14 protein-coding genes and 1 other RNA gene are annotated in these 16,176 nt (G+C 65.6%); all 15 read right to left on the bottom strand.

What is annotated here, in order from left to right; all coding sequences use genetic code 11:
* Positions 1-9 precede the first annotated feature (9 nt).
* The 15 genes from ftsA to rnpB all read right to left on the bottom strand — a co-directional run bounded on the left by ftsA (position 10) and on the right by rnpB (position 16,169).
* The gene (ftsA, locus tag UB43_RS06515) at positions 10-1,257 is read right to left on the bottom strand and encodes a cell division protein FtsA (RefSeq protein WP_045209630.1); all 1,248 of its coding nucleotides are present in this window, start codon (positions 1,255-1,257) and stop codon (positions 10-12) included.
* A gap of 21 nt (positions 1,258-1,278) precedes the next feature.
* Positions 1,279-2,142: a cell division protein FtsQ/DivIB gene (locus UB43_RS06510; protein WP_045209629.1), complete on the bottom strand. Its 864-nt coding sequence runs from the start codon at positions 2,140-2,142 to the stop codon at positions 1,279-1,281.
* A gap of 3 nt (positions 2,143-2,145) precedes the next feature.
* On the bottom strand, positions 2,146-3,093 hold the full coding sequence (locus UB43_RS06505; protein ID WP_045209628.1) for a D-alanine--D-alanine ligase: 948 nt from the start codon (positions 3,091-3,093) through the stop codon (positions 2,146-2,148).
* Entirely contained in the window at positions 3,090-4,547 is a 1,458-nt protein-coding gene (gene murC / locus UB43_RS06500; protein ID WP_045209627.1) for a UDP-N-acetylmuramate--L-alanine ligase, read from the bottom strand. Before murC ends, UB43_RS06505 begins: the two co-directional genes overlap by 4 nt.
* Positions 4,540-5,613 (bottom strand): undecaprenyldiphospho-muramoylpentapeptide beta-N-acetylglucosaminyltransferase, encoded by a 1,074-nt coding sequence (gene murG, locus UB43_RS06495; protein WP_045209626.1) that lies wholly within the window; start codon positions 5,611-5,613, stop codon positions 4,540-4,542. Before murG ends, murC begins: the two co-directional genes overlap by 8 nt.
* A complete protein-coding gene (gene ftsW / locus UB43_RS06490) occupies positions 5,603-6,802 on the bottom strand; it encodes a putative lipid II flippase FtsW (protein WP_045209625.1) in 1,200 nt (399 codons plus the stop codon). Before ftsW ends, murG begins: the two co-directional genes overlap by 11 nt.
* The gene (gene murD / locus UB43_RS06485; protein WP_045209624.1) at positions 6,802-8,148 is read right to left on the bottom strand and encodes a UDP-N-acetylmuramoyl-L-alanine--D-glutamate ligase; all 1,347 of its coding nucleotides are present in this window, start codon (positions 8,146-8,148) and stop codon (positions 6,802-6,804) included. The genes ftsW and murD overlap by 1 nt, the downstream gene beginning before the upstream one ends.
* A gap of 13 nt (positions 8,149-8,161) precedes the next feature.
* Entirely contained in the window at positions 8,162-9,244 is a 1,083-nt protein-coding gene (gene mraY / locus UB43_RS06480; RefSeq protein WP_045209623.1) for a phospho-N-acetylmuramoyl-pentapeptide-transferase, read from the bottom strand.
* Complete coding sequence (gene murF, locus UB43_RS06475) at positions 9,245-10,609, bottom strand: UDP-N-acetylmuramoyl-tripeptide--D-alanyl-D-alanine ligase (RefSeq protein ID WP_045209622.1); 1,365 nt, start codon at positions 10,607-10,609, stop codon at positions 9,245-9,247.
* Positions 10,602-12,065 carry a UDP-N-acetylmuramoyl-L-alanyl-D-glutamate--2,6-diaminopimelate ligase gene (locus UB43_RS06470; RefSeq protein ID WP_045209621.1) on the bottom strand — a complete coding sequence of 488 codons (1,464 nt, stop codon included), beginning with the start codon at positions 12,063-12,065 and terminating at the stop codon, positions 10,602-10,604. Before UB43_RS06470 ends, murF begins: the two co-directional genes overlap by 8 nt.
* Complete coding sequence (locus UB43_RS06465) at positions 12,065-13,813, bottom strand: penicillin-binding protein 2 (RefSeq protein ID WP_045209620.1); 1,749 nt, start codon at positions 13,811-13,813, stop codon at positions 12,065-12,067. The genes UB43_RS06470 and UB43_RS06465 overlap by 1 nt, the downstream gene beginning before the upstream one ends.
* Positions 13,810-14,103 carry a cell division protein FtsL gene (gene ftsL, locus UB43_RS06460; protein ID WP_045209619.1) on the bottom strand — a complete coding sequence of 98 codons (294 nt, stop codon included), beginning with the start codon at positions 14,101-14,103 and terminating at the stop codon, positions 13,810-13,812. The genes UB43_RS06465 and ftsL overlap by 4 nt, the downstream gene beginning before the upstream one ends.
* Complete coding sequence (rsmH, locus tag UB43_RS06455) at positions 14,100-15,041, bottom strand: 16S rRNA (cytosine(1402)-N(4))-methyltransferase RsmH (RefSeq protein ID WP_156160362.1); 942 nt, start codon at positions 15,039-15,041, stop codon at positions 14,100-14,102. Before rsmH ends, ftsL begins: the two co-directional genes overlap by 4 nt.
* 8 nt (positions 15,042-15,049) lie before the next feature.
* On the bottom strand, positions 15,050-15,505 hold the full coding sequence (gene mraZ / locus UB43_RS06450; RefSeq protein ID WP_024764056.1) for a division/cell wall cluster transcriptional repressor MraZ: 456 nt from the start codon (positions 15,503-15,505) through the stop codon (positions 15,050-15,052).
* Between the two features lie 307 nt (positions 15,506-15,812).
* An RNA gene (rnpB, locus tag UB43_RS28810) (RNase P RNA component class A) lies at positions 15,813-16,169 on the bottom strand.
* Positions 16,170-16,176 lie beyond the last annotated feature (7 nt).

Genomic DNA, 16,176 nt, shown 5'->3' with positions numbered 1-16,176 from the left:
GGTGGTAAATCAGAAATTGCCCTGGACCCAGCGTTTGAGCTTTTCCAGTACCGGTGTCTTGGGTTCGTCGCTGCTGAAGCTGCTGCCAGACATGGAGATGCCGTCGGATTGCTTTTGCAGTCCGTACAGGAGCAGCCCCACACCGGTGGAATAGATTGGATTGCGCACGACGTCGGCCAGTCCTTTGACGCTGTGGGGTACGCCCAGGCGCACCGGCATGTGAAAGATCTCTTCGGCCAGCTCGACGGCGCCTTCCATCTTGGAGGTGCCACCGGTCAGGACGATCCCGGCTGGAATCAGGTCCTCGTAGCCACTGCGACGCAGCTCGGCCTGAACCAGGGTGAAGAGCTCGTCGTAACGAGGCTCGACCACTTCGGCAAGCGCTTGGCGCGACAGTTCCCGCGGCGGCCGATCCCCTACGCTGGGCACCTTGATGGTTTCGCCCGGACCGGCCAGTTTGGCCAAGGCACAAGCATATCGAATCTTGATCTCTTCGGCGTACTGGGTCGGGGTACGCAGCGCCATGGCGATGTCGTTCGTGACCTGATCGCCGGCGATCGGGATTACAGCCGTATGGCGGATGGCGCCTTCGGTGAAGATGGCGATATCGGTGGTACCGCCGCCGATGTCCACCAGGCACACGCCCAGCTCCTTTTCGTCCTCGGTGAGCACGGAGTAGGCCGAGGCCAACTGCTCGAGGATGATGTCGTCCACTTCCAGGCCGCAGCGGCGCACGCACTTCTCGATGTTCTGCGCAGCGTTCACTGCGCAGGTCACCACGTGCACCTTCGCTTCCAGGCGTACGCCGGACATGCCCAGCGGCTCGCGCACGCCTTCCTGGTTATCGATCACGTAGTCCTGGGCCAGGGTGTGCAGCACACGCTGGTCCGCCGGGATGGCCACGGCCTGGGCCGCGTCCAGTACACGCTCGATGTCCGCTCCGCTCACTTCGCGGTCGCGGATCGCCACGATGCCGTGGGAGTTCAGGCTGCGGATATGGTTGCCGGCGATGCCGACGAAGGCCGAGTGGATACGGCAGCCAGCCATCTGCTGGGCTTCATCGATGGCGCGCTGGATCGATTGCACGGTGGACTCGATGTTCACCACCACGCCCTTCTTCAGGCCGCGCGACGGATGCGTCCCGATGCCGACGATTTCCAGCTTGCCATCGGCCGCCACCTCGCCCACCAGCGCCACCACCTTGGAGGTGCCGATGTCCAGGCCGACGACCATTTTGCCGCTCTGCACGCTTGCCATGTTTATAGAAGTCTCCTCAACTCACTGCGCGGCGGTGGTCTGAGCCACCGCCGCTTCCGGCATCGGATCGCGCCAGCCTACGGCCAGGCCGTTGGGGTAGCGCATGTCGATGCGGGCAATTTTCGTAATCTGGTCTTTCAGCGCCTTGTCGTAGATGGTCACGAACCGGCGAATCTGTTCTACCGCGTGATCGCGGCCCAGCATGATCTCCACGCCCTGCGCAGTGCCCAGGGTCCAGGCGCCGCGCGAACTCATGTCCAGGCTGGCGATGGTGAAGCCCAGCGGGCGGAGCATCTGGCTGAGAATCTGGTACTGCTGCATCACTTGCTGCTGAGCACGCTGCGGGCCGGACAGGCGCGGCAGGTGCTCGTAGTTGGCCACTTCCCGCGGTGCAAAAGCCTGACCCTGGTTGTTCAGCAAGGCTTCGTCACCCCAACGGGCGATGGGCAATTGCTCGTCCAGGCGGACAACCACCTGGTCGGGCCATACTCGACGCACCTCGGCATGGGCGATCCAGGGCATCTGTTCCAGCTCCTGGCGCATGCCGGCCAGGTCGATGGTGAAGAAACTGGCCGAGACGTAGGGGCTGATCCGCTGCTGCACCGCCGCCTGGCTGATGTAGCTCAGGTCGCCTTCCACACTGACCTTGGCGATCGGACGGTCTGCATAAGGCAGCACGTACTGCGCGCCGTAGTAGGCACCGCCGCCGAGCACGCCCAGCACCAGAGGCCACAGCAACACTTTCAGGAAGCCGAAGCTGGGCTTGGGCATGCGGGCGCTGAGCGGCTCCTTGGCCACCAGACGGCTGGCGCCGCGCGGCACCGGCTTGCGTGCGGGTGCACGGCCGATTCCGGGATTCTGGTGACGAAGCTGCGCGCCGTTCATGACTTACCCCCTTGCCTCGACGCTGTCGGCGAGGATCGCCAGCACCAGTTGCTGGAAATCCAGGCCGGCCGCGCGCGCGGCCATGGGCACCAGGCTGTGGTCGGTCATGCCCGGTGCGGTGTTCACTTCCAACAGCCAGAAGCGCCCTTGGGCGTCCTGCATCACATCGGTCCGACCCCAGCCCTGGATGCCGAGGGCATCGCAGGCGCGCGCGGTCAGGTCCTTGAGTTCCTGTTCCTTGTCGGCATCCAGGCCGCAGGGAATCTGGTACTGGGTATCGTTGGCCAGATACTTCGCGTCGTAGTCGTAGAAGGTGTGCGGAGTGCCCAGGCGAATGGGCGGCAGCACCTGGCCACGGAGGATCGCGACGGTGTATTCGGGGCCGCTGATCCACTGTTCGACGAGCACCTGCGGATCGAATTTCGCGGCAGCAGCCCAGGCGGCGATCAGCTCTTCCAGGCTGTTCACCTTGGCCATGCCGATGCTGGAACCTTCACTGGCCGGCTTCACGATCAGCGGGAAGCCCAGCTTTGCCGCAGCGGCGCGGCAGTCTTCTTCACTGGCGAGCACGGCGTGGTCGGGCGTCGGCAGGCCGAGGCTCAGCCACACGCGCTTGGTGCGCAACTTGTCCATGGCCAGCGCGGACGCCAGCACACCGCTGCCGGTGTAGGGGATGCCGGCGATTTCCAGCAGGCCCTGCATGGTGCCGTCTTCACCGCCACGACCGTGGAGAATGATGAAGGCGCGGTCGATCTTCTCGCGGGTCAGACGCTCCAGCAGATCGTCGCCCACGTCGATGCCGAAGGCATCCACGCCTGCGCCCTGCAGGGCCTGCAGGACCATGGCGCCGGACTTCAGCGACACCTCGCGCTCGGCGCTCCTGCCGCCGTACAGCACGGCGACGCGACCGAAGGCGCGGGGCTCGAGGGCGGATTTGAGGGCGTCACTCATTGCTTCTTCCCCTCAGCCCCAGCAACAGCGGCGGCGCTGAACATCGGATTCTTGATCAGTGCCGGAGCCAGCCCGCCGATATCGCCGGCGCCCTGGCAGAGCAGGATGTCGCCCGGACGCAGCAGCGGCTTGAGCAGCGAGGCGAGGTCGCCGCCGCGTTCCAGGTAGATCGGATCGAGCTGGCCGCGCTGGCGGATGCTGTGGCACAGGTGACGGCTGTCGGCGCCGGGGATCGGCTCTTCGCCGGCCGGGTAGACCTCCATCAGCATCAGCACATTGGCCTCGCCCAGCACCTGCACGAAGTCGTCGTAGAGGTCACGGGTGCGGCTGAAGCGGTGCGGCTGGTAGACCATTACCAGGCGGCGCTCAGGCCAGCCGCCGCGCACGGCCTTGATCACCGCTGCGACTTCGCGCGGGTGGTGGCCGTAGTCGTCGACCAGCATCACGCTGCCGCCTTCCACCTGCAGGTCGCCGTAGACCTGGAAGCGCCGGCCCACGCCCTGGAAGCCGGACAGGCCCTGGACAATGGCTTCGTCGGAGATGCCTTCGTCGGTGGCGATGACGATGGTCGCCAGGGAGTTCAGCACGTTGTGCAGGCCGGGCATGTTCACCGAGACGTCCAGCGGCTCGCGCTCGGGGCGCAGCACGGTGAAGTAGGTGCGCATGCCTTCCTGGCGGATGTTGATCGCGCGGACGTCGGCGTCCTCGCTCAGGCCGTAGGTCACGGTCGGACGCGCCACCTGCGGCAGGATCTCGCGCACCACCGGGTCGTCCACGCAGACCACGGCCAGGCCGTAGAACGGCAGGTTGTGCAGGAAGTCGACGAAGGTGCGCTTGAGTTTGTTGAAGTCACCGCCGTAGGTGCTCATGTGGTCGGCGTCGATATTGGTGACCACCGAGACCATCGGCTGCAGGTGCAGGAAGCTGGCGTCGCTCTCGTCGGCCTCGGCCACCAGGTAGCGGCTGGTGCCCAGCTGCGCGTTGGTGCCGGCAGCGTTCAGGCGACCGCCGATGACGAAGGTCGGATCCAGGCCGCCGGCAGCGAATACCGAGGCGATCAGGCTGGTGGTCGTGGTCTTGCCGTGGGTGCCGGCGACGGCGATGCCGTGGCGGTAGCGCATCAGCTCGGCGAGCATCTCGGCGCGCGGCACGACTGGCACACGGCGATCCAGCGCGGCGGCAACTTCCGGGTTCGACTTGTTCACCGCGCTGGATACCACCAGCACGTCGGCGCCGTCGGAGTTTTCCGCGCGGTGGCCAATGAAGATTTCCGCGCCGAACTTTTCCAGGCGCTCGGTGACCGGCGACGCCTTGAGGTCCGAACCGGAGACTTCGTAGCCGAGGTTGAGCAGCACCTCCGCGATACCGCACATGCCCACGCCGCCGATGCCGACGAAGTGGATGCGACGGATGCGCCGCATGGTGCGGGTGACGCCGGTGGGTTCTTTAACCACGGGCCACCTCCAGGCAGGCATCGACTACCGTGCGGGTAGCCTCGGGCTTGGCCAGGCTGCGGGCGCGAGCGGCCATGCGGGTCAGGGAATCGGGATGCATCAATACCTCGGACAGCTGCGCGGCCAGTTCGGCGGCGCTGGTAGATTTCTGTGGCAGCAGGAGGGCCGCGCCCTCGCGTACCAGGAATTTGGCGTTCTTGGTCTGGTGGTCGTCGATCGCGTGGGGCAGCGGCACCAGGAAGGACGGCAGGCCGGCGGCGGTCAGCTCGCTGACGGTCAGCGCACCGGCGCGGCAGATCACCAGATCGGCCCAGGCGTAGGCCGCGGCCATGTCGGCGATGAACGGAGCTACGTCCGCTTCGACACCCGCGGCGCGGTAACGCTCCGCGGTAATTTCGTCATGCTGACGACCGGCCTGATGGCGAATGGCCGGGCGAATCTCGGCCGGCACCTGCGCCAGCGCTTCGGGCAACAGCTTGTTCAGCGGCTCCGCGCCCAGGCTGCCGCCCAGTACCAGCAGGTTGACGCGGCGGCCGGCCAGCGGCGCGCGGGCACCCTCCTCCAGGAACAGCTCGACGCGCACCGGGTTGCCGGTGGTCAGGCGCTTGGCGCTGCTGTCGAAGGTATCCGGGAAGGCTTCGCAGACACGCTTGGCCAGCGGCGCGAGGCTGCGGTTGGCGGTGCCGGCGACGGCATTCTGCTCGTGGATCACCAGCGGCACGCCGGACAGCTTGGCGGCCAGGCCGCCCGGGCCGGTCACGTAGCCGCCCAGGCCGAGCACGCAGACCGGCTTGAGCTGACGAACCACGCCGATCGCCTGGAACAGCGACTTGAGCAGATCGAACGGCGCGCGCAGCAGGGACTTGAGGCCCTTGCCGCGCAGGCCGCTGACGTTGATCAGGTGCAGCGGCAGGCCGGCCTTGGGTACCAGGTCGTTCTCGATACCACGCGGAGTGCCCAGCCAGTGCACGCTGTAGCCGCGCGCCTGGAACTCACGGGCGCAGGCCAGAGCCGGGAACACGTGTCCGCCAGTGCCGCCCGCCATGATCAGGACGTTACCTTTCATCGGCAAAGTCCTCTTCGCTGAATTCATATTCCTCGCTGCCCATCACGGTGCGGCGTTCCCATTCGATGCGCAGTAGCATTCCCAGCTGGGCGCAGCAGATCACCAGGGACGAACCGCCGTAGCTGAGGAACGGCAGGGTCAGGCCCTTGGTCGGCAGCAGGCCGACATTCACACCCACGTTGATCAGGAACTGGCCGATCCACAGGAAAGCCAGCCCGTAGGCGACGTAGGCGGAGAAGTACTGTTTCGACTGCTCGGCCCAGATGCCGATGTACAGCGCGCGCAGGCTGACGAAGACGAACAGGGCCACGGTGGCCATGGCGCCGACGATGCCCAGCTCTTCCGCGAGGACCGCGAACACGAAGTCGGTGTGCGCCTCGGGGAGGTAGAACTGCTTCTGGATGCTGTTGCCCAGGCCCATGCCGGTCCAGCCGCCACGGCCGAAGGCGATCAGCGCCTGGCTGAGCTGGTAGCCCGCGCCGAACTGGTCGGCCCAGGGGTCGGTGAAGTTGGTCAGGCGCGCCATCCGGTAGGGCTGGGTCTGGATCAGCAGCACCACGGCACCGACTGCCAGCGCGACCATCAGGCCGAAGCGGAACAGGCCCACACCGCCAAGGAACAGCATCGCGGCGGCCGCGCCCATCATCACCACGGTGGCGCCGAAGTCGGGCTCGCGCAGCAGCAGGCCGGCCATCGGCAGCAGCACCACGAAAGGCTTGAAGAAGCCCAGCCAGCTCTCGCGCACTTCTTCCTGGCGGCGCACGAGGTAGCCGGCCATGAAGATCACCACGAAGACCTTGGCGATCTCCGAGGGCTGGATGTTGAACAGGCCGAAGCCGATCCAGCGCATGGAGCCGTTCACCTCGCGGCCGATGCCGGGAGTGATCACCATCACCAGCAGCAGGAAGGCCACGGCCAGCAGCTTCCAGCCCCAGCGCTGCCAGGTTTCCATCGGCACCATCATGGTCACGCCGCAAGCGACGAAGCCGATGGCCAGGTAGATCAGGTGACGAACCGAGAAGTACAGCGGGTTGCCGGACTGCGCCGCGGCGACTTCGGAGGATGCCGAAGTGACCATCACCAGACCGAGGCCGAGCAGCGCCAGACAACCCGCGAGCAGCGGGAAGTCGATGTCGATGCCATTACGGCTGATCAGCGGGGACGGATAGGGGCGCAGGAAGGAGAACATCAGGCGAGCTCCTCCACGGCCTTGGCGAACAGGCGTCCGCGCTCTTCGTAGTTCTTGAACATGTCCAGGCTCGCGCAGGCCGGCGACAGCAGCACGGCGTCACCCGGCAGGGCCAGGTCGGCAGCGTGCTCGACGGCGTCTTCCAGGGTATTCACGCGGACCTTGGGCACGACGTTGCCAAGGGCGGCGCTCACCAGCTCGGCGTCCCGCCCCAGCAACACCACGGCGCGGCAATGCTGCGCGACCGGGTTGCGCAGGTCATGGAAGTCGGCGCCCTTGCCGTCGCCACCGGCGATCAGCACCAGCTTGCCGTCGATATCGGCACCCAGGCCTTCGATGGCAGCCAGGGCGGCGCCGACGTTGGTGGCCTTGGAATCGTCGTAGTAGTTCACGCCATTGCGCTCGCGCACCCACTGGCAGCGGTGGGCAAGGCCGGCAAATTCTCGCAGGGTCTGCAGCATCGGTTCGAACGACAGGCCGACCGCGTGCCCCAGGGCCAGCGCGGCCAGGGCATTGGACTGGTTGTGCGCGCCACGGATTTTCAGCTCACGGGCCGGCATCAACTTGTCGAACTGGAAGGCCAGCCATTTCTCACCGTCTTCCTCGATCAGGCCAAAGGCCTTGAAGTCCGGCTTGTTGGTGCCGAAAGTCCAGCACGGTACGTTGTCGGCGATCAGCGGGCGGCTCAGCGCATCGGCACGGTTCACCACGACCTGCTTGGCGCCGCGGAAAATGCGGTGCTTGGCCAGGTGGTAGTCGGCCATGCCGTCGTAGCGGTCCATGTGGTCTTCGCTGACATTCAGGCAGGTGGCGACCTCGGCGTTGAGGCGTTCGCAGGTTTCCAGCTGGAAGCTGGACAGCTCCACCACGTACAACTCGACGTCATCGGCCAGCAGGTCCAGCGCCGGAGTGCCGAGGTTGCCGCCGACGGCGACGCGCTTGCCGGCAGCCTTGGCCATGTCGCCCACCAGGGTGGTGACGGTGCTCTTGGCGTTGGAACCGGTGATGGCGACGATCGGCGCCTTCGCGTGACGGGCGAACAGGTCGACGTCACCGGACATGCGTACGCCACGGGCGGCAGCTTCCACCAGCGCGGGCACGCGCAGCGACAGGCCGGGGCTCACGTAGAGCTCCTGGGCGCGGCAGAGGAAATCGGCGTCGAGGTCGCCGCAGCGCACCTCGACCTGCGGGTACTGCTCGCGCAGGGTCGCCAGCTCCGGCGGATTCGCGCGCGTATCGGCCACGGCAAACGGCACGCCCTGGCGCGCCAGGTAGCGCACCAGGGACATGCCGCTCTTGCCGAGGCCGACAACGATGCGGAATTGGTCGGAAGCGATCAGGCTCATGCTCGATCAGTCCTCAACGCAGTTTCAACGTGGCCAGGCCGATCAGCACGAGAATCACCGTGATGATCCAGAAGCGCACGATCACGCGCGGTTCAGGCCAGCCTTTGAGTTCGAAGTGGTGGTGGATCGGCGCCATGCGGAACACGCGCTTGCCGGTCAGCTTGAAGGAGGCGACCTGGATCACCACCGACAGGGTTTCCATGACGAACACGCCGCCCATGATGAACAGCACGATTTCCTGGCGGACGATCACCGCGATGGTGCCCAGCGCAGCGCCGAGCGCCAGTGCGCCGACGTCACCCATGAAGACTTGCGCCGGGTAGGTGTTGAACCAGAGGAAGCCCAGTCCCGCACCGACGATGGCGCCGCAGAAGATGATCAGCTCGCCCGCGCCCGGCACGCTCGGGATGAACAGGTATTCGGCGAATTTGATGTTGCCCGACAGGTAGCAGAAGATCCCCAGCGCGCCGCCGACCATCACGGTGGGCATGATCGCCAGGCCATCGAGACCGTCGGTCAGGTTCACCGCGTTGCTGGAGCCGACGATCACGAAGTAGGTCAGCACCACGAAGCCTATGCCCAGCGGGATCTCGACATTCTTCAGCATCGGCACGATCAGGGTGGTCTCGACCGGTGTCTCGGCAGTCATGAAGAGGAAGATCGCCGCGCCCAGGCCGAATACCGACTGCCAGAAATACTTCCAGCGGCTGGGCAGGCCGCGGGAGTTCTTCTCGATCACCTTGCGGTAGTCATCCACCCAGCCGATGGCGCCGAACAGCAGGGTCACAGCCAGCACGACCCAGACGTAGCGGTTCGACCAGTCGGACCACAGCAGCGTGCTGATGGCGATGGCCGTGAGGATCAGCGCGCCGCCCATGGTCGGCGTGCCTTTCTTGGACAGGTGCGATTGCGGGCCGTCGTTGCGCACGGCCTGGCCGATCTGGCGGATCTGCAGGGTGCGGATCATCCACGGGCCCAGCCAGAGCGACAGGACGAGCGCGGTCAACACGCTCAGGATGCCGCGCAGGGTCAGGTACTGGAAGACGCCGAAGCCCTTGTAGAACTGTTGCAGGTACTCGGCGAGCAGCAGCAGCATTTAGTGACTCTCCTCGGAGGAACCACAGAGCGCCGCGACGACCTTGTCCATCGCCGCGCTGCGGGAACCCTTGATCAGAATGGTGGTTGTCGAAGCTTCTTCGGCCAGGGCATGGATCAGGCTGGCCTGATCGGCGAAGTGCCGGCCCGCGGAACCGAACGCCTGCACGGCGTGGCTCATCAACGGTCCGACTGCATACAGGGCGGCGACTTTGCCAATGGCGTAGGTTCCCACTTCGCGGTGGGAAGATTCCGCCCAGGCACCCAGCTCGCCCATGTCCCCGAGGACCAGGACGGTCCGGCCGGAAAAGCCGGCGAGTATATCAATCGCCGCGCAGATTGAAGCCGGGTTGGCGTTGTAGCTGTCATCGATCACACGCATGCCATTCGTCGCCAGCTGGGCTACGGCGCGCCCCTTGACCGGCTGCAGGTTCTGCAGGCCGGAAACGATCCCGACCAGCGGCACGCCCAGTGCGTTGGCGGCAGCAGCGGCAGCCAGTGCGTTCGTGACGTTGTGCTCACCCAGCAGATTCAGCTGAACAGCCGCCTCGCCGGCCGGGCCCTGCAGGGTGAACCCCGGACAACCACGGGCATCACGCTTGACGTCGCTGGCGCGGAAATCGGCGCGAGCGTCGTGCAGGCCGAAACTGGAAATGCGCCGACCGGCCGCGCGGGCCTGCCAGGTATCGAAGGCCTTGTCATCGCGGTTGAGGATGGCCACGCCGTCGGCAGCCAACCCCTCGAGAATCTCGCCCTTGGCCAGGACGATCTTGTCCTGCCCGCCGAACTCACCCACGTGGGCGGTACCGGCGTTGGTGATGATGGCGACTTGCGGGCGGGTCAGCGCAACCGTGTAGGCGATCTCGCCGACACGGTTGGCGCCCAGCTCGATGACTGCGCTCTTGTGCTCAGGGGCCAGCTGCAACAGGGTCAGCGGCGCGCCGAGGTCATTGTTCAGGTTGCCGCGGGTCGCCAGGACTTCGCCCTGGGTCCGCAGGATGCTGGCAAGCATCTCCTTCACGGTGGTCTTGCCGCTGGAGCCGGTCACGGCGGCCACGCGGCCGGCGAAGGCAGCGCGGTTCAGCGCACCGAGCTGGCCCAGCGCGATGCGGGTATCCGCCACGACCAGTTGCGGCAGCGGCGCACCGGCGACTTCGCGCTCGACCAAGGCGGCAACCGCGCCCTTGGCAGCGACGTCGGCCAGGTAGTCGTGGCCATCGAAACGCGGGCCGGTCAGGGCGATGAACAGCTGGCCGGGCACGATGGCGCGGCTGTCGGTGCTCACGGCGTCGAAGCGGGCGTCGGCGCCGACCACGCGGCCTTGCAGCGCAGCGGCGACTTCGTTGAGCGAAAGGGGCTTAAGCACGCTTCACCTCCCAGGCAGCCAGCGCCTTGGCGGCTTGTTCCAGATCGGAGAACGGGTGGCGAACACCGTCGATCTCCTGGTAATCCTCATGTCCCTTGCCTGCCAGCAACACCACGTCATCGACACCGGCAGCGGCGATCAGGCGGGCGATGGCCTCGCCACGGCCCGGAACGAACTCGACGGCGTCGGGCTTGGCGAAACCGGCACGGATGTCGGCGATGATTGCCTCGCTCTTCTCGGTGCGCGGATTGTCGTCGGTGACCAGCACACGGTCGGCATGCTGCTCGGCGATCTGCGCCATGATCGGGCGCTTGCCGCTGTCACGATCGCCGCCGCAGCCGAACAGGCACAGCAGTTGACCATGTACGTGAGGGCGCAGAGCCAGCAGGACTTTTTCCAACGCGTCCGGGGTGTGGGCGTAGTCCACGACCACCAGCGGTTTTTCACCGCCGCCCAGGCGTTGCATGCGGCCGATGGGCCCTTCCAGCTGCGGCAGCACCTTGAGCACGTCGCCCAGCGGGTAGTCCAGCCCCAGCAGCGCGCCGACCACGGCCAGCAGGTTGCTCAGGTTGAACTTGCCCAGCAGCGAGCTGCGCAGCAGGCCTTCGCCCTGCGGGGTGACGATCTGCGCTTGCACCCCGGCATCGCTGAAGGTGGCTTCGCGGCAATAGATGTAGGCCGACGGGTCGCTCAGGCTGTAACCCATCAGACGAGATTCGTGGGACTCGGCGGCCAGCTGGCGACCGAAGTCGTCGTCCAGGTTGATCACCCGGCAACGCAGACCCTGCCAGGCGAACAGCTTCGCCTTGGCGGCGCCGTAGGCTTCCATCGAGCCGTGGTAGTCCAGATGGTCGCGGGACAGGTTGGTGAACACCGCCACGTCGAAGCCCAGCGCCGCGACGCGGCCCTGCTCCAGGCCGTGTGACGACACTTCCATCGCCACGGCCTTGGCGCCAGCCTGTTTCAGGCGTGCCAGGGTCGCCTGCACGGCGAGCGGGTCAGGCGTGGTGTGGCGACCGCTTTCCAGCGCGCCGTAGAAACCGGTGCCGAGGGTGCCGACGATGCCGCAGCGCTCGCCGAGCAGGTCCAGCGCCTGGGCCACCAGTTGGCTGACACTGGTCTTGCCGTTGGTACCGGTCACACCGACCAGTTCTACGCCACGGCTGGGTTCGCCGTAGAAGCGCCCGGCGATGGCAGACAGCTGCTTTGCGAGCCCCTTGATGGCGATCATCGGCACATCGCTGGGCGGCAGGTCGACAGCACCTTCTGCTTCATAGGCGACAGCGGCAGCGCCCTGGGCGAGTGCGGCGGCAATGTGCCCGCGACCATCCTGGCGACCACCCGGCACGGCCAGGAACAGGTCGCCCGGCTTGACGGTGCGGCTGTCCAGGGTCAGCTCACGGATCAGTTCGCCGCTTTCGGCTTGCGGCAGCAGTTGATTCAGGCTCATCGGCATCAGCCACGCCCTCCTTTGGCAGCGGGCGCAGCATCAGCTTGTTGCTGCGGGGTCACCGGCAGGTTGTCCGGCGGCACGTTCATCAGGCGCAGCGTCCCGGACATCACCTTGCTGAACACCGGCGCGGAAACCAGGCCACCGAAGTAGCCGGCCTTGCTGGGTTCATCGATGACCACCACGGCGACGTAGCGCGGGTTGTTCATTGGCGCGAAGCCGGCGAACAGGGAGCGGTAGGAGTTCTCGGCATAGCCCTTGGCGCCGGTCGCGGTCTTGCGCGCGGTACCGGACTTGCCAGCCACGTGGTAACCCGGCACCTGGGCGCGGAACACGCCGTTCGGCGCCTCGATCACTTGTTGCAGCATGCCCTGCATGGTCTTGGCGACCGGCTCGGGGATGACCTGGGTGGCTTCGGCCGGACGGTCGGCACGGACCATGGTCAGCGGCACGCTGCGGCCATTGTTGGCCAGCGCCGCATAGGCATGGGCGAGCTGGATCGCGGTGACGGACAGGCCATAGCCGTAGGACAGGGTCGCGGTTTCTGCCTTGCGCCATTCCCGGTAGTTCGGCAGGTTGCCGACGCGCTCGCCGGGGAAGCCCAGACCGGTGTCCTGGCCGAGGCCGACCTTCTGCATCAGGCTGTAGATGGCTTCGCCGCCGATATCGAAGGCGACCTTGCTCATGCCCACGTTACTGGAGCGGATCAGGATGCCGGTCAGGTCCAGTACCGGACCTTCGGTACGAGACACGTCACGAATGGTGTAGCGGCCGATCTGCAGCGTACCGGGGTAGACCTCGACCTTGTCGGTGGGCTTCCAGCGGCCAGTCTCAAGTGCCGCACTCATGGAGAACGGCTTCATGGTCGAACCCGGCTCGAACACGTCGATCATGGCGCGGTTGCGCATCATCGCCGGCTGCAGGTTGCGACGGTTGTTGGGGTTGTAGGTCGGCTGGTTGGCCATGGCCAGCACTTCGCCGGACTTCACGTCGAGGATCACCAGACTGCCGGCCTTGGCGCCGTTCTCCACCAACGCGTTGCGCAGCTCGCGGTTGGCGAGGTACTGCAGGCGCAGGTCGATGGACAGGGCCAGGGTCTTGCCGGCCTTGGCGTTGCGAGTGACCTGCACGTCACGGATCAGGTGGCCACGGCGGTCCTTGAGTACCTGGCGCTTGCCCGGCACGCCGGCCAGCCAGCTGTCGAAGGCCAGTTCCACGCCTTCACGGCCGCGGTCGTCGACGTCGGTGAAGCCCACCACCTGCGCGGCGACTTCGCCGGACGGGTAGAAGCGGCGGAATTCCTCGACCGAATAGACACCGGGAATGCGATGGGTCTTCACCTGGGCCATCACGGCCTCGCCCTGCTCCGGGGTCAGGCCACGGACCAGATAGATGAACTCCTTGTCGGCATTCGCATCCAGTCGCTCGGACAGCGCCGCCTTCGGCTGGCCGAGAGCGTCGGCGAGGAAGCCCCACTTTTCGCGTTCGAGCACCAGCTCCTTGGGGTTGGCCCAGAGGGTGGCGACCGGCGTACTGACGGCCAGCGGCTCGCCATTGCGATCAGTGATCAGGCCTCGGTGCGCGGGAATGGTGATGTGCCGCACGCTGCGTGCATCGCCCTGCCCCTTGAGGAAGTCGTGGTCGATGACGTGCAGGTCGACGATCCGCCAGACGATCGCCGCCACCATCGCCAGCAGCAGGGCGATGACGACGCGGAAGCGCCAGGGATAGCGAGCGCCGGCCAGGTCTCTCATGGCGCCACCATGATGATTTCGGTCGGATCGGGCACGCGCATCTTCAGCTGGTCGGTCGCCAGGCCTTCGATGCGGCTGTGGGCCGTCCAGGTGCTCTGTTCGAGGATCAGGCGGCCGTACTCGGCCTGTGCCTTGTCGCGAATGTTGAGCTCGGTGTACAGCGAGTTGAGCAACTGGCGATTCCAGTACGCGCTGTAGGAAACGGAGATGGCCGACAGCAGCACGCCGATGAACAGCAGCAACATGAAGAAGCTGCCGGTCGGCAGGCGCTTGGAGAACAGACGGCTCATCTGAGCTTCTCCGCGATGCGCATGACCGCGCTGCGCGAGCGCGGGTTGGCCTTGAGCTCGGCCTCGGAGGCATAGACCGGCTTGCCGATCAGCTTCATGCGCGGGTCAAAAGGCTTGACCTGAATCGGCAGGTTGCGCGGCAGGTTGTCTGCCTCGCCCTTCACTTGCTTGCGCATGAACTGTTTGACGATGCGGTCTTCCAGCGAATGGAAGCTGATCACCACCAGGCGACCACCCACGGCCAGGCCTTCCAGCGCGGCTTCGAGGCCACGTTCCAGGTCGCCCAGTTCGTTGTTGATGAAGATGCGCAGGCCCTGGAAGGCGCGGGTAGCCGGGTTTTTGCCCTTTTCCCAGGCCGGATTGGCCTCGGTGATCACGGCGGCCAGATCGGCGGTACGCTCGAACGGCGCTTCCGCGCGGCGCTGCACGATGGCGCGAGCCATGCGCTTGGCGAAACGCTCTTCGCCGTAATCCTTGAACACGCGGGCGATCTCGTCTTCCGCGGCAGTGGCGATCCACTGCGCAGCGCTGACGCCCTGGTCCGGGTTCATGCGCATATCCAGCGGGCCGTCATTGAGGAAGCTGAAGCCTCGCTCGGGATCATCCAGCTGCGGCGAGGACACGCCCAGGTCCAGCAGAACGCCGTTCACGCTGCCCTGCAGGCCACGCGCGGAGAACTCTTCGCCCATCTCGGCGAAGGACCTTTGCACAATGACGAAGCGGCCGTCTTCGGCCGCCAGTGTTTTTCCCGTCGCAATCGCCTGGGGATCCTTGTCGAACCCGAGCAGCTGACCGCCCGGACCGAGCTTGCCGAGCAAGGCCCGGCTGTGCCCTCCCCTTCCGAAGGTTCCGTCCACATAGCGGCCGCCCTCCAGGGGGGCCAGTGCTTCGACGGCCTCCTCGAGCAGAACGGTGATGTGTTGGAAGGTACTGGTCACAGGCAGGCTCACAGAATAAGGTCGCGCAATTCATCCGGCAGGCCGCCGGGTTCTTTGATGGCTGCGAGATCGGCCTCGGCAACCGCATTCCACTTGTCTTCGTCCCACAGCTGGAACTTGTTCAGCTGGCCGACCAGCATCGCCTTCTTGTCCAGGCCGGCGTACTCGCGCAGGCGCGGCGGAACGAGAAAACGCCCGGCGCTATCGAGCTCCAGGTCAACGGCATTACCAATCAGCAAACGCTGCAGGCGCCGCGTTTCTTCACGCAGCGAGGGCAGCTCGCGCAGTTTGGCTTCGATGAGTTCCCATTCAGGGAGGGGGTAGACGGTGAGGCAGGTGTCGACGGCATCGATGGTGACGATGAGCTGGCCATTGCAACGCGAAACGAGCTCGTCACGATACCGACTCGGCATCGCGAGGCGCCCTTTGGCGTCGAGACTGATGGCGTTAGCTCCGCGAAACACGTCAGCGCTTCCCCTGTGGTTGGCTATCCATGCCTGTTGATCCCACTTTTACCCACTTCATACCACTTCCGCACACTATAGAAATCCGCGCTCCCCACCGTCAAGGTAAGCCGGAGGGGAAAAATCCTTACAGGACCGAGATTTAGCGTGCTTTTGCGAGGTTCGGGGAGGGAATTTGACGCGCTAGAAAAGAGAAAAGCCCAGTGTTTTCAAAACACTGGGCTTTCATACTTAAAGTGATTTCTTAAGTTCTGCACTTCTTCCGGTCAGCGACAAATGGTCATGTGGGAGGAAGTGGAGGAAAAGTGGTGAGAGTCGATCTGTAAGCCGGGTTCTGTCGAGGACAGCCATTCCTCTGGGACATACATCACTGCATGCCTCAAGCGATCTACCCGAACCCAACGCGGGCCGCGCCAATGGGTTCCTATTTGATCTTGCTCCGAGTGGGGTTTACCTAGCCACGAACTGTTGCCAGCCGTGCGGTGCGCTCTTACCGCACCTTTTCACCCTTACCGGCGCTTGCGCGCTTAGGCGGTTATTTTCTGTGGCACTTTCCGTAGGCTCGCGCCTCCCAGGCGTTACCTGGCACTCTGCCCTATGGAGCCCGGACTTTCCTCCACCCCGTGGTGGAACACCACGGAACAGCGACTGTCCAATCGACTCTCAGTCCG

The sequence above is a fragment of the Pseudomonas sp. 21 genome, assembly GCF_000955805.1.
Classification (GTDB): Bacteria; Pseudomonadota; Gammaproteobacteria; order Pseudomonadales; family Pseudomonadaceae; genus Pseudomonas.
Note: the sequence above shows the minus strand (reverse complement) of the source record. Positions and strands in the feature narration are given on the sequence as shown.

Coding starts and splice junctions, on each gene's coding strand:
- ftsW (WP_045209625.1), bottom strand. CDS start 6,802: ATGTTCTCCTTCCTGCGCCCCTATCCGTCCCCGCTGATCAGCCGTAAT.
- ftsL (WP_045209619.1), bottom strand. CDS start 14,103: ATGAGCCGTCTGTTCTCCAAGCGCCTGCCGACCGGCAGCTTCTTCATG.
- ftsA (WP_045209630.1), bottom strand. CDS start 1,257: ATGGCAAGCGTGCAGAGCGGCAAAATGGTCGTCGGCCTGGACATCGGC.
- UB43_RS06505 (WP_045209628.1), bottom strand. CDS start 3,093: ATGAGTGACGCCCTCAAATCCGCCCTCGAGCCCCGCGCCTTCGGTCGC.
- UB43_RS06470 (WP_045209621.1), bottom strand. CDS start 12,065: ATGCCGATGAGCCTGAATCAACTGCTGCCGCAAGCCGAAAGCGGCGAA.
- UB43_RS06510 (WP_045209629.1), bottom strand. CDS start 2,142: ATGAACGGCGCGCAGCTTCGTCACCAGAATCCCGGAATCGGCCGTGCA.
- mraY (WP_045209623.1), bottom strand. CDS start 9,244: ATGCTGCTGCTGCTCGCCGAGTACCTGCAACAGTTCTACAAGGGCTTC.
- UB43_RS06465 (WP_045209620.1), bottom strand. CDS start 13,813: ATGAGAGACCTGGCCGGCGCTCGCTATCCCTGGCGCTTCCGCGTCGTC.
- murG (WP_045209626.1), bottom strand. CDS start 5,613: ATGAAAGGTAACGTCCTGATCATGGCGGGCGGCACTGGCGGACACGTG.
- murD (WP_045209624.1), bottom strand. CDS start 8,148: ATGAGCCTGATCGCTTCCGACCAATTCCGCATCGTTGTCGGCCTCGGC.